This is a genomic window from Paenibacillus cookii (genome assembly GCF_018333375.1).
Lineage (GTDB): Bacteria > Bacillota > Bacilli > Paenibacillales > Paenibacillaceae > Paenibacillus_AQ > Paenibacillus_AQ cookii.
In genome coordinates, this window is the sequence record NZ_BORW01000006.1 from 143,991 (window position 1) to 156,930 (window position 12,940).

At 53.9% G+C, this 12,940-nt stretch carries 14 protein-coding genes; 13 read left to right on the top strand and 1 reads right to left on the bottom strand.

What is annotated here, in order from left to right:
• Positions 1 to 55: 55 nt before the first annotated feature.
• From KI367_RS08580 to KI367_RS08635, 12 genes are all read left to right on the top strand, one after another.
• Positions 56 to 850, top strand: coding sequence for a TIGR00282 family metallophosphoesterase (locus tag KI367_RS08580; protein WP_212949055.1), 795 nt, complete (start codon positions 56 to 58; stop codon positions 848 to 850).
• 157 nt (positions 851 to 1,007) lie between these two features.
• The gene (locus tag KI367_RS08585; RefSeq protein WP_006286829.1) at positions 1,008 to 1,268 is read left to right on the top strand and encodes a stage V sporulation protein S; all 261 of its coding nucleotides are present in this window, start codon (positions 1,008 to 1,010) and stop codon (positions 1,266 to 1,268) included.
• A 149-nt stretch (positions 1,269 to 1,417) separates the two neighbouring features.
• Positions 1,418 to 2,440 carry a dipeptidase gene (locus tag KI367_RS08590; protein WP_212948990.1) on the top strand — a complete coding sequence of 341 codons (1,023 nt, stop codon included), beginning with the start codon at positions 1,418 to 1,420 and terminating at the stop codon, positions 2,438 to 2,440.
• Positions 2,441 to 2,707: 267 nt separating this feature from the next.
• Positions 2,708 to 3,280, top strand: coding sequence for a phosphate propanoyltransferase (pduL, locus tag KI367_RS08595; protein ID WP_212948991.1), 573 nt, complete (start codon positions 2,708 to 2,710; stop codon positions 3,278 to 3,280).
• 246 nt (positions 3,281 to 3,526) lie between these two features.
• Positions 3,527 to 5,089, top strand: coding sequence for a tRNA (N6-isopentenyl adenosine(37)-C2)-methylthiotransferase MiaB (gene miaB / locus KI367_RS08600; RefSeq protein WP_212948993.1), 1,563 nt, complete (start codon positions 3,527 to 3,529; stop codon positions 5,087 to 5,089).
• Positions 5,090 to 5,154: 65 nt separating this feature from the next.
• Positions 5,155 to 5,568 (top strand): YlbF/YmcA family competence regulator, encoded by a 414-nt coding sequence (locus KI367_RS08605; protein WP_052146784.1) that lies wholly within the window; start codon positions 5,155 to 5,157, stop codon positions 5,566 to 5,568.
• 123 nt (positions 5,569 to 5,691) lie between these two features.
• Positions 5,692 to 6,153 carry a GNAT family N-acetyltransferase gene (locus KI367_RS08610; RefSeq protein ID WP_212948995.1) on the top strand — a complete coding sequence of 154 codons (462 nt, stop codon included), beginning with the start codon at positions 5,692 to 5,694 and terminating at the stop codon, positions 6,151 to 6,153.
• 39 nt (positions 6,154 to 6,192) lie between these two features.
• Entirely contained in the window at positions 6,193 to 6,594 is a 402-nt protein-coding gene (locus KI367_RS08615; RefSeq protein WP_212948997.1) for a PaaI family thioesterase, read from the top strand.
• Between the two features lie 104 nt (positions 6,595 to 6,698).
• Positions 6,699 to 7,493, top strand: coding sequence for an NUDIX hydrolase (locus KI367_RS08620; protein ID WP_036707046.1), 795 nt, complete (start codon positions 6,699 to 6,701; stop codon positions 7,491 to 7,493).
• Between the two features lie 142 nt (positions 7,494 to 7,635).
• Entirely contained in the window at positions 7,636 to 9,081 is a 1,446-nt protein-coding gene (locus KI367_RS08625; protein WP_036707051.1) for a nicotinate phosphoribosyltransferase, read from the top strand.
• A gap of 102 nt (positions 9,082 to 9,183) precedes the next feature.
• Positions 9,184 to 10,176 carry an acrylyl-CoA reductase family protein gene (locus KI367_RS08630; RefSeq protein ID WP_212948999.1) on the top strand — a complete coding sequence of 331 codons (993 nt, stop codon included), beginning with the start codon at positions 9,184 to 9,186 and terminating at the stop codon, positions 10,174 to 10,176.
• Between the two features lie 135 nt (positions 10,177 to 10,311).
• Entirely contained in the window at positions 10,312 to 10,821 is a 510-nt protein-coding gene (locus KI367_RS08635) for a hypothetical protein (protein WP_036707054.1), read from the top strand.
• A 40-nt stretch (positions 10,822 to 10,861) separates the two neighbouring features.
• Here KI367_RS08635 and KI367_RS08640 read toward each other — a convergent pair whose 3' ends face one another.
• Entirely contained in the window at positions 10,862 to 11,377 is a 516-nt protein-coding gene (locus KI367_RS08640; RefSeq protein WP_036707057.1) for a MogA/MoaB family molybdenum cofactor biosynthesis protein, read from the bottom strand.
• Positions 11,378 to 11,556: 179 nt separating this feature from the next.
• Here KI367_RS08640 and KI367_RS08645 point away from each other — a divergent pair, with 179 nt between their 5' ends.
• Positions 11,557 to 12,579 carry a CobW family GTP-binding protein gene (locus KI367_RS08645; protein WP_212949001.1) on the top strand — a complete coding sequence of 341 codons (1,023 nt, stop codon included), beginning with the start codon at positions 11,557 to 11,559 and terminating at the stop codon, positions 12,577 to 12,579.
• The last annotated feature ends 361 nt before the right edge of the window (positions 12,580 to 12,940 follow it).

Consider the following 12,940-nt stretch of genomic DNA (forward strand, 5'->3'; position numbering starts at 1 on the left):
CACTTTTCATCTTTTTAGGCCCGTTTGGAGGTCCGTACTTAAGGAGGGGAACGTTATTAACGTTTTATTTATAGGAGACATCGTCGGAAGCGTGGGCAGAAAGGCATTAAAGGATACGCTGCCTTCCCTGAAAGCGAAATATAACCCGCATGTCATTATCGCCAACGGCGAAAACGCCGCGTCAGGCCGAGGAATTACCCAGTCGATCGCCAAAGATTTTTTCGAGTGGGGCGTCCACGGCATCACGATGGGCAACCATACGTGGGACAACAAGGACATTTTCGATTTTATCGATGACGAACCGCGCATGATCCGTCCGGCGAATTTTCCGCCGGGAACGCCGGGACGCGGGGCTGCGGTCATTAAGGCGAACGGGAAGGAGCTTGCCATCGTCAACCTTCAGGGCCGGACGTTTTTGCCGGCGATCGACTGCCCGTTCCGCACAAGCGATGAAATCATCGATCAACTGCGCAAAAAACATAAATGCATCCTGGTTGATTTTCACGCCGAAGCGACGTCGGAGAAAATCGCGATGGGATGGCACCTGGACGGTCGCGCTTCGATTGTCGTCGGCACGCACACGCATGTGCAAAGCAATGACGATACGATTTTGCCCGGAGGCACCGCCTATTTGACCGACGCCGGCATGGTGGGCCCGAAAGACGGCATACTCGGCATGGAGCGGGAAGCCGTTTTGCGCAAATTCAAGACCCAGCTGCCGGTCCGCTTTGAGGTGGATAAAGGAAAATGGCAGTTCCACGGGCTGTTCGTGCAGCTTGACGAGTCCACGGGAAAAGCCAAAAAGATGGAAAAAATCCGGCTGCTCGAAGACGAATGGATCATGAGCTGAACCAAACCAGCCTCTAGGAAATGGGAAATGGGATGCTGAGACTATCGATGTGTTTTTGAAGGTGAAATTGACAAAAAGAAGGAATTATTTTACCGTTCACGAATAACATCTATTATGTGGAAGCTAACCATCAACATTCCCAGGGGAGGTTCTTACCATGGAAGTATTAAAAGTTTCAGCAAAGTCCAATCCAAATTCTGTTGCCGGTGCTCTAGCTGGCGTGCTTCGTGAACGTGGTGCTGCTGAACTGCAGGCAATCGGAGCGGGGGCGCTAAACCAAGCCATTAAAGCGGTTGCCATCGCCCGGGGATTTGTCGCGCCAAGCGGCGTTGATTTGATCTGCATTCCAGCTTTTACGGATATCGTGATCGACGGGGAAGACCGGACCGCGATAAAGCTCATCGTGGAACCGAGATGAATCCGGTCGCCGATACGTTGTTGAAACCTGTTTATTGATATAAGCTGAATGAAGCCGGGGATTTAGGGGCCGACGTCCGTGGCTGGCATTCAGTTTATATGGGATAGACAGGTTTTTTTGCATTTTGGAAAAAGATGACCTTGCGAGGCATGAGAAGGGAGTTAACAAACGTGAGTTTTCCGGTGATTGATTTTCATTGCGACGTACTGAGCAAAATGAGAGAGGACCACGGTTTGTCTTTTAAAGACGGGGCTCAGCTTGACGTAACGTATGACCGGATGCTGGAAGGGGAAGTCATGCTGCAATGTTTTGCCATGTATTTGCCCGAGAGCTGGGGAATTCCGCGTTATGAATTCATTTTGGATCAGATCGACGCGTTTAAAACGAGAGTCATGCGGACCGGGGAAGGCGTCCGGTGGTTAAAATGGAAGGAGGATGCGGAGGAGCTTGGCCAAACGATCGGAACGGCGGCTTCCGGTCGCTCCCGTCACCTTCCGTGGGGACTGTTGTCGGTGGAAGGCGCCGACGGCTTCGAAGGCAACCTATATTATGTCCGGATGTGTTATGAGCTTGGGGTCCGTTTTCTCGGCATCACCTGGAATTACGCCAATTGGGCGGCGGACGGCGTGCTTGAGCAAAGGAACGGCGGATTTACGGAAAAAGGCAAAAAGCTGATCGAATTGGCCAATGAAACGGGACTCCTCCTGGATGTCTCGCATTTGTCCGAAACCGGCTTCTGGGAGCTCGCGGAACGGACCGCACGTCCCTTTATCGCTTCCCATTCCAACGCTAAATCCGTCTGTGCGCATCCGCGGAATTTGAACGATGACCAGATTCGGGCGATCATCGCCATGAACGGCCGGATCGGTTTGACCTTTGTGCCGTGGTTCGTGCGCGATGGCGGCGAAGGAGCCGTCAAACCGGAGGAGCTGCTGCGCCATATCGAGCATATTTGCGCGCTTGGAGGGGATGACCACCTCATGCTCGGGTCCGATTTCGACGGGATCGACTCCTGGATCGAGGGGCTTGAACATCCCGGAAAATACCCTGCATTCGCGGAGCTGCTGTCCCGGCATTTTCCCGAAGCCTCGGTCTGGAAATGGTTTTCGGGGAATGCGCTGTCGTTTTTGACGAGCCATCTGCCGGAACGGGATAACGCCAATGCCGGATAACGGTTAACGTGTCCGCTTGCCAAATGCTGGAGCTGGGCGGGCGTCTGCATATCAGGATCCAACGTCCGTCCAGCTGCCCCAAGAAGCCGGCATCCTGCCAATTCGAAGGGCTGCGGGCCCCTTCATATTTTGACAATCTTGTAGCGAAACGCAAATAATCGGCGCAGAAGGTGCTTGCTTCACCGGCAGCGCCTTTTTATTTTTGGGTAAATGGAGGTATAATGGTTTGGCGTACAGATCATAGAGAAAAAATAAGGAGTGATCCACGTGAGTAAAACTGTACCTGTTGGCGTTTCCGCCAGACATATTCATTTGACCCAAGAGCACATCGAGGTGCTGTTCGGAGAAGGATATCAATTGACCGAGTTTAAACCTTTGTCCCAGCCGGGCCAATTTGCGGCCAATGAAACGGTTGCCGTGATGGGGCCGAAAGGCGGGTTCGAGAAAGTGAGAATTTTGGGCCCTGCCCGCAAAGACAGCCAGCTCGAAATTTCCCGGACCGATTCTTTCGCGATCGGCGTCAAAGCGCCTGTGCGCGAATCGGGCAACATCGAAGGAACGCCGGGCATCAAAGTGAAAGGCCCTAAAGGCGAAATCGAACTGGAGCGGGGCGTGATCGTTGCAGCCCGCCACATTCACTTTCATACATCCGATGCGGAAAAATGGGGAATCGCCGACAAACAAATGCTGAAGGTTCGCGTCGGCGGCGAACGCGGTCTCGTATTCGAGAACGTCATTGCCCGCGTGTCCGATTCCTTTGCGCTGGACATGCATATCGATACCGATGAAGGAAACGCGGCCGGCGTCAAAACCGGGGATACCGCTGAAATCATTGACTAATTGCCAGCTTTACATGCATAGGGTTGATAAAACGGGAGAGCCATCTCCCGTTTTTTTATTCGCGAAGCCGTACCGCCCGTCTTACCTACATACACCTTGGTTTTCGGCACCCGCCAGCTCGTAAAAGCGACGATTTTCTGGTTGGAGGAAAGTGGCTAACGATGGATGTTCATGCTATAATTTATTGGAATGCCTTTTTAGGCTTGAAGGTTTGTCCCCAAGGGAATTGAAGGAGTGATCGAAAGCATGGCCAAGGAAACGAAGGATTACTCCAAATATTTTGATTTTTCCGACGCCAAGGTTCTGTCAGAGGATGAACACGGCAAAACCATTCGCATCAAAGGTCGGGAAATTCATATTATTTCGGAGCCTAACCATAGACAAAGCAAGAAGCGCCGCCGGGAGGAAGTCCAGGTTCTGTATGAAACGGCCGTGCCCGAGGAGCTTCGCGGGATCGGAAACGGAAAGCATTACATCGTGTATACGTACGGCTGCCAGATGAACGAGCATGATTCGGAAACGATCAAAGGCATGCTGGAGGAAATGGGATACACGCCGACGGAAGACCGCAAGGAAGCCGACATCATTTTGCTCAACACCTGCGCGATCCGCGAAAATGCGGAGGACAAGGTGTTCGGCGAGCTCGGCCATTTGAAACATCTGAAAAAAGAAAAACCCGGTCTGCTGCTCGGCGTCTGCGGCTGCATGTCCCAAGAGGAAAACGTCGTCAACCGCATCATGCAAAAACACGGGTTCGTCGATATCATCTTCGGAACGCATAACTTGCACAGACTGCCTCATTTGGTGAAAGAAGCGTTATTCAGCAAGGAGATGGTCGTCGAGGTCTGGTCCAAAGAAGGCGACATCATCGAAAACCTGCCGAAAAAACGGGAAGGACTGCGCGCATGGGTCAACATCATGTACGGATGCGATAAGTTCTGCACGTACTGCATCGTGCCGATGACCCGCGGCAAGGAACGCAGCCGCCGTCCGGAGGACGTCATCGCCGAAGTGCGCGATTTGGCCCGCCAAGGCTTTAAGGAAATTACGCTGCTCGGGCAGAACGTAAACGCTTATGGCAAGGATTTCACCGATATCAGCTACAGCTTCGCCGACCTGATGGACGATATCCGCAAAATCGATATTCCGCGCATCCGGTTTACGACGTCCCATCCGCGGGATTTTGACGACCATTTGGTCGAAGTTCTCGGCAAAGGCGGCAATCTGGTGGAGCATATCCATCTGCCGGTGCAGTCGGGAAGCAACGAAATCCTGAAAATCATGGGCCGGAAATACACCCGGGAAATCTATCTGGAGCTGGTTCGGAAAATCAAGGAAGCCGTTCCGGGCGTCGTCCTGACGACGGATATCATCGTCGGGTTCCCGGGCGAAACCGAAGAGCAGTTCGAAGAGACGTTGTCACTTGTCAATGAGGTCGGATTTGATTCCGCGTACACGTTCATTTATTCGCCGCGCGAGGGCACGCCGGCCGCCGTCATGGAGGACAACGTCCCGATGGAGGTTAAAAGCGAACGCCTGCAGCGGCTGAACCGCGCCATCGAAGTGCACAGCCGCAAGAGCCACGAAAACCTGCGCGGACAGATCGTCGAAGTTCTGGTCGAAGGCGAAAGCAAAAACAACGCCTCCGTATTGGCCGGACGGACCCGCACCAACAAGCTGGTTCATTTTGAAGGCGGCAAGGAGCTCATCGGCAGCTTCGTCAACGTCAAAATAACCGATGCGATGACCTGGTACATCAAAGGCGAAATCGTGACAGAAACAAACGTAGCTCCTGCACTCACTCATTAAGAGTCAATTTAACGGAATAGGGGTAATGTAAGGTGACAGAAAAGGGTCGTATCAATAGTTTGGGCATGATGTCATACGATACCAGGGATTTGATCATCCGCGACGATATTATGGCAAAAGCCAAAGAACTCGCGGAACTGATCTCTGGCAGCGAAGAAGTCAAACAGTACCAGAAGGCTGAAGAAAAAATCCGCAATCATGAGCATGTGCAAAAGCTGATCGCAACGCTCAAAAAGCGGCAAAAGGAACTTGTGGCGTTCGAATCGTTCCAAAATCCGCAAATGGTTGCGAAAATCGAAAAGGAAATGGAAGAACTGCAGGACGAGATCGACAGCATCCCGCTCGTCGTCGAATTCCAGCAAAGCCAAAGCGACATCAACTACCTGCTGCAGCTGGTCATGTCGGTCATCCGGGATACCGTTTCGGAGAAAATCAACGTGGAAGCGGGATCGGACGAACCTCCTGCAAGCTGCGGGTAAGATGGATAAGAAAGGCGGCGGATCATGCATCCGCGCCTTTTTTTAGGATATAGGCTTCAAAATCGGATTTAATCAAGGCTTTTTAAGCCTTAGTGATCTTTTATGCATGGGAGGTGGCGGCAGGTGAATATCAGACCGGCGCGGCCGGGGGAGAAGCTTCCGGCATCTTTGTTGCTGCTTGCCGATCCGGACTGGTCCCAGGTGGAGAAATATGTGGATAAATCCAGCTGGACGGTGGCCGAGGAGAATGGAAACTTGATCGGCGTATGCGGCTTGATGCCTTTGGATCAGGCTTCCGCGGAAATCATGAACTTGGCGGTCGACCCGGATTGGCAGGGGAGAGGGCTTGGCAAACGGCTGATCGCCAGCGCCTTGGAGCAGGCTCAAGGCCAAGGTTATCAAAAGGTGATCGTACGGACCGGGAACTCCAGCTTAAATCAGCTGGGATTGTATCAAAAATGCGGATTCCGGATGGTTCGGATAGAGCGGGACTATTTTGTGAACAACTATCCTGAGCCAATATTTGAAAACGGCATTCCGTGCCGGGATCAAATCGTTCTGGAGCTTATGCTCCGCATGGAATAAAAATGGACATCTTTTCAAGACAGCATGGGGGGAATACAGATGAACGCATTGGAGGAAATGATCGCCAGAGGCGAAAACACGTTTTGGGCTTATCTGGGCTGCGAGTTCGTATCGGCCGACGAGGAGAAGGTCGTGATCGCTTTGGACGCCAAGGAACACCATACCAATTCGATGGGCATCATCCATGGAGGCGTGCTGACGTCCCTGATGGACCAGGCGATGGGAATGGCGGCAACGGCTGCGGCGGAGCAGGACAGCTGCGTCACGACAAACATCAACGTGCATTTTATGTCAGCCATGACGACGGGAAAACTTATCGTAACGGCAAAGGTCATTCATCGCGCGGGCAGATCCATGACGACCGAAGCGCGCATCCATAACGGCGAAGGGACGCTGGGCTGTCTCGCAACGGCAACCTTTCGAATCGTGAACCGCAAGTAGGTTATCGGGCACGTAAACCCATCCATTTAACAAAAAGGGACTTGACATTTGTTATCAGTAAATCATAATGAAAGTATCAAAAAGATACTCTATGTGGTGATGATATGAACGAACATCGGAAAGAACAGGACACTTCACCTGAAGCACGGGCTTATTCCGCCAAAAAATACCGGACGCCAGACGGCGTGCCGGCGGATATCGTCATGTTCACCCTGACCAAAAGGGAACGGAAAACGGTGACCAAAACGCTGCCGATCCGCGAACTGAAGGTGATGCTGGTCAGGCGCAAATCGTGGCCGTGCGCGGGCATGTGGGCTTTGCCGGGAGGATTTTGCCGGGAAAGCGAATCGATCTATGATGCGGCCAAGCGGGAATTGAAGGAAGAAACCGGGGTAGACGGAGGGCATTTGGAATACCTCGGGGTATACAGCACGCCGGGAAGGGATCCGCGGGGCTGGATTATCAGCCATGCTTTTTTTGCTTTGGTGGAAGAATGGATGCTTGAAAGCAGGCAGGCCGCCGATGACGCGGGCGAAGTGGGGCTGTTTGGCATTGAAGAGGCGCTCAGCGACTTGGAGCTGGCATTCGACCATCGGGACATTATCCGGGACGCTTACATGCGTATTCAAAAGCAAATGCTGCATTCGACGATCGCCCGCCAGTTCCTGCCCGAGCAGTTTACGCTCAGCGAGCTTTACCAGGTCATCCAGACCGTCGTGCCCGAATTCAGCGAGCCGAATTTTATCCGCAAAATCACCTCTACCCGCAGCAGGCAAGGGATTTTGGAGGAAGTCCGGGACGAAAACGGCAAGCCGCTCAGTTCGAACCAATATTCGCAGCGTCCGGCACAGCTGTACCGGTTTACCGACTACGTGCCGCTGTTGTCCATCTACACGTGAGCTGCAGGAAAAGGCAAGCAGACCTCACGCCAACGGCGCTGCCCGCTGAGGGCTGCCCACGAAAATAGGGGATACAAGAAAGAATCGAAGGCTTGAAGAGTCATGGACCCTGCAGGGCTGGAATACAAAGGAGGAAGCCTGCATGCAAACAGCAGGTCTGGCATTACATACAGACAAGTACCAAATCAATATGATGTATGCGCATTGGGTGAACCGGTCGCATCAGCAAAAGGCGGTTTTCGAAGCGTATTTCCGCAAACTTCCGTTCGGCAACGGGTATGCCGTCTTCGCCGGTCTGGAGAGGATCGTTCATTACATCGCAAACTTGCGTTTTTCGGACGAAGACCTTAAATATTTGTCGGAGCAGGAAGAAAACTACGACACCGCGTTTTTGGAGGAGCTGAAGCAGTTCCGGTTCTGCGGGAATATCTATTCCATGAAGGAAGGGGCGCTGGTGTTCCCGAACGAGCCGCTTATCCGGGTGGAAGGAACCATCATGGAAACCCAACTGGTGGAAACGGCGCTGCTCAACTTCATGAACTTCCAGACGCTGATCGCCACGAAAGCGTCGCGCGTGAAGCAGGTCGCGGGGGACGACATATTGCTCGAGTTCGGAACGCGGCGCGCGCAGGAAGCCGATGCAGCCGTCTGGGGCGCTCGTGCCGCATACATTGCGGGTTTCCACGCCACCTCCAACATGCTTGCAGGGCAAAAATTCGGCATCCCGACGAAAGGAACGCATGCCCATTCGTGGGTCCAAAGCTTTTCCTCCGAGCAGGAGGCCTTTGACACGTACGCGAAGGTGATGCCGGACGAAGTGACGCTGCTCGTGGACACGTTCGACACGTTAAAAAGCGGCGTGCCGCATGCGATCGAGACGGCCAAAAAGCTTGAAGCCGCCGGCAAAAAAATGTCCGCGATCCGCCTCGACAGCGGGGACCTGGCCTATTTGTCGATCCAAGCCCGCAAAATGCTGGACGACGCCGGATTATCCTATATTAAAATCGTCGCTTCGAACGATCTGGACGAAAACACGATTTTGAACCTGAAGGCGCAGGGAGCTCGCATCGACACGTGGGGCGTCGGCACCCAGCTCATTACCGCCGCGGATCAGCCTGCGCTCGGGGGCGTATACAAGCTCGTGGAGCGCGAAGTGAACGGAGAAATGGTCCCGACGATCAAAATCTCGGGCAACCCGGAAAAGGTGTCCACGCCGGGCAAAAAGGACGTCTACCGCATCGTGGACCGGGTCACCGGCAAAGCGACGGCGGACTACATCGTGTTCCCGGACGAAGAAAAGCCGCGCGACAGGCTGAAGCTGTTTAATCCGCAGCACCCGTATTTGCAAAAATACGTCAAAAATTACGAGGCCGTCCCGATGCTGCACCAAATTTTCGAAAACGGCAAGCTGGTGTACGAGCTCCCTTCCCTGGAGGAGATCCGCAGCTACCACCGCGCGCAAATGGAACTGTTTTGGCCGGAATATTTGCGCAAGCTGAATCCGGAAATTTACCGCGTCAATTTGAGCGAAAAAGTCTGGGACCTGAAGCAGAAGCTGATGGCCGAATTCATGCAAACGGAAGAATAAACGGAATATTCGGATCACCGAGATTCGGCAAAGGAACGGGATCGCTCCTTGCCGAATCTTTTTTACAAACGGACAAACGATTTCTGAAGGAGGGAAAGACGAATGGAAACGTTTAAAGCCTATGTCATCCGGCGCAGCGGCGAAAGTCTGGCCGGACAAATCGAAGAAATGAGCCTCGGCGGTCTTCCGGAAGGCGATGTGCTTGTGAAAGTGCATTATTCGGGAGTGAACTTCAAGGATGGACTCGCCAGCGTGCCTGAAGGGAAAGTCGTCAAGGAGTACCCGATCATTCCGGGGATCGACCTGGCCGGCGAGGTTGTCAGCTCAAGCCACCCGGATTTTCGCGAAGGAGATCCGGTTTTGTGCACCGGTTACGGTCTTGGAACAGCGCATCACGGCGGTTTCAGCGAATATGCCCGCATCCCGGCGGATTGGCTGCTTCCCCTGCCGGCGGGCTTAAGCTTGCGCGAGGCCATGGGAATCGGAACGGCCGGATTCACGGCGGCCCTGTCGGTCGATCGCCTCATGCATTGCGGCGTCACTCCGGAAGCAGGGACGGTGCTTGTGACGGGGGCAACCGGAGGCGTCGGCAGCTTTGCGGTCGATATTTTGGCGCGGGCCGGTTTTGAAGTGACGGCCAGCACCGGCAAAACCAGCCAGGAAGAGTGGCTGAAACGCCTAGGCGCGGCCGATGTCATCGGCCGGGAGGACGTTGCCGGTTCGGGCGCCGGCCCGCTCGGCAAACAACGCTGGGCGGGAGCGGTGGATCCGGTAGGCGGGCCGGGACTGGAGGATATTTTAAAAAACATCCGTTACGGGGGAGCGGTCGCGCTTTCCGGATTAACGGGCGGGACGGCGTTCAACTCCACGGTGCATCCCTTTATTTTGCGCGGGGTCCAGCTGCTGGGCATCGATTCGGTGTTTTGCCCGAAAGATTGGAGAACGCGCGTTTGGAATAAGCTCGGTCAAGAGTGGAAGCCCGAAAGGGCGCTAAGCGCGGGAATTAAGGAAGCTTCGCTTGAAGATTTGCCCGAAGTATTGCAGTCCGTTTTGCAGGGAAAAGCGGTTGGAAGGACGGTCATCCGTTTGGCATAATGCCGATTCGCGAGTTACGCTTGTTAAGATTTCACAGCAGCCGATGCTGCATAAACCGTTTGAAATGATGGCATTCTAAGCCCATATTAGGCTGTCTTCCGCTTGAAGCGGTATCAGGGGAAGGGATGAATCAACATGAACAAACGGTTCGCATGGCTGCTCACTTGCGTGCTGCTGGCTGTTACGGTCGGCTGCGACAAGCATACCGTCATCAAAAAAGAAGTCAAACTGTATAATTTCGATTCCTATTCCGAAGGCAACATCCGGGCACAATCGCAGGGCAGCGGGCTGAACGGCCAGCTTCTGAATCAGCTGCAGCTTGCTTTCGGCGAGAAGAACATTCCATTGACCCATCACACGCATGCCGAGGACGGGCGCGGCAATATCAGCTACCAGTATTTTATCCGGGGAAATCCGCAGCAGTATGTCAAACTCCATGTGTTTACCAACGAAAAGGAGCGGATTGAGCGGATTCAAAATTGGTACGGCGACCAAAAACGGGTGGAAACCCCGACGTCCAGAACGCTGATTTACGGCCATAACAGGGTTGCTTTGATTTATACGTCTTCCGGAAAAAACAAGGGACAATACGAAACGCAGGTTCATGAAATATTCAATTCGCTGATCGACAGAATGGATTTTTAACCGTAAAACAAGCCGGGAACGCAACGTTCCCGGCTTGTTTTTAATTTTTTTTGTATATTTCACGCATGACATGCCGCAGCTCCGGCACGATGATCCGCTCCAAAGCGAGTTTGACGGCTCCCGTCGAACCCGGGATGGAAAACACGGCGGTGCCGCCGACCGTTCCGGCGATGGCGCGGCTTAAAATCGCGGCAGGTCCGATATCTTCCGTGAAACTGAGATACCTGAATATTTCGCCGAATCCCGGCAGCTGCTTGTCGAGCAGCGAGGCTACCGCCTCGTACGTCGTGTCGCGCGGGGAAATGCCCGTTCCTCCCGTGAATAGGACCGCTTCCACTTCCGGATTTCCCGCCGCTTCATGAATAAGCTCCCGAATGCCTTCATAATCGTCTTTGACGATTTCGTAGCGCACGACACGGTATCCCGCATCTTCCAAAAGGGACTTCATCAACTTTCCCCCAGCGTCCGTCTCCGGCGTGCGCGTATCGGATACGGTCACGACCATGCAGGAGACGGTGTCCGGCGCTTGACTGCGATGTTCGTCCACGGATCTCATCTTCCATTCTCCTCTCTCTTTTTTGGAATGTCTTTTTAGGATAGACCTTTCGGGACAAACTTGCAAATGAACGCGGACGGCAAAAGGTGCAAAACATTCGAAGCGGTTGCGGCCCGGCCCCGGGGTGTAGTACACTTTGCGTAAAACGCAAAATCCAATAACGCAAGGGGAAAACGAACATGCCAAATCAAGCAACGACACCCATTTACATATTGTCCGGCTTTTTGGGAAGCGGGAAAACGACGTTCCTTCAGCGCCTCGTCAACCACTGGCAGGAGCAGGGATTACGTCCGGCCGTGATCATGAACGAAATCGGGGACGTCAATCTGGACGGGCTGCTGGTGGAAGAGCGGGTTCCGATGACCGAGATGCTCAGCGGCTGCATTTGCTGCTCGATCCGCGGCGATTTGAGCGTGGAGATGGCCGGCCTGATCGAAAGGGAACATCCCGACGTGATCGTCGTCGAAGCGACGGGCATCGCGAACCCGATGGAGATTTTGGACGGAGTAACCGAAGCGGCGTTATACATGAAAATCGATTTGAAAGGGGTATTGACCGTCGTCGATTCGGCTCATTTGCTGGAGCTGTACCGCGAGCAAAAAGGGAAAACCTTCAGGCTAATGCAAGAGCAGATCCGCGCGGCCTCCTGCCTGATTTTGAATAAAACGGACCGCGTCACGGCAGGCGAGCGGGAAGAACTGGAGTCGGTCATTTCCCGTTGGAACGGGTATGCCCCCATCCTTCCGGCCGTCCGCTGCGAGGTGGACGTCGCCGAAGTCTTGGCCTCGCTTGGCGGCAAAACGGGTCTGCCTGAATCGGACAAACCCGATGGGGCAGCTTCGACCGGTCTTGAAGCGGAGGATGAGGAGCATCATTCCCATTCGGCAGCAGGGCATCATCATGCGCATCATGACCATGTGATGGTGTATACCCATTATTTGCGCGGGCCGGTGGACAGCGGGGAGTTCGAACGTTTTGTGGCAGGTATGCCGCGGGAGGTATACCGTGCCAAAGGCGTCTTGACGTTCAGCGATACGGCGAGCCGTTTCCTGTTTCAATACGCCTTCCGGGAGCCTGATTTTTTGCGGATCACGCCTCAGGGCGACGTGCCGGACGTGGTCGTTTTTATCGGCGAGCATTTCTCCAAAACGGCCATCGAAAACGGGATGCGGGCGCTGGAAGGCCAAGAGGGCCGGAGCTGAAGCGACATGGCGGGGGAACCCGGGCCGGGGACTCAAAAAAGAACTTGGGCTTGATTCCTCGTTTGGCGCTAGGTATAATAGTCTGAAATATTGAACGTCAGGGATCGGGAGAGTAACGAAGGTTTACGCATGGACAGCGAACCGGGATGGGTGGAAGCCGGAACATGCCCCTTCGTGAAGCGCACCCGTGAGACGGCGAATCCAAAACCTCGCTTCCGGAATCGGTGATCCTGATCGATAGGCATATAAAGTTCCGGGAGCCGCGCAAAGTGCTTGAATCGGCATCGAAGCCATTTGGCAGCGGACTTTGGGGCAAGTAGATTCGTCCGGGTAACTCCGTTAGAGGTTGCGAAGGGAAACG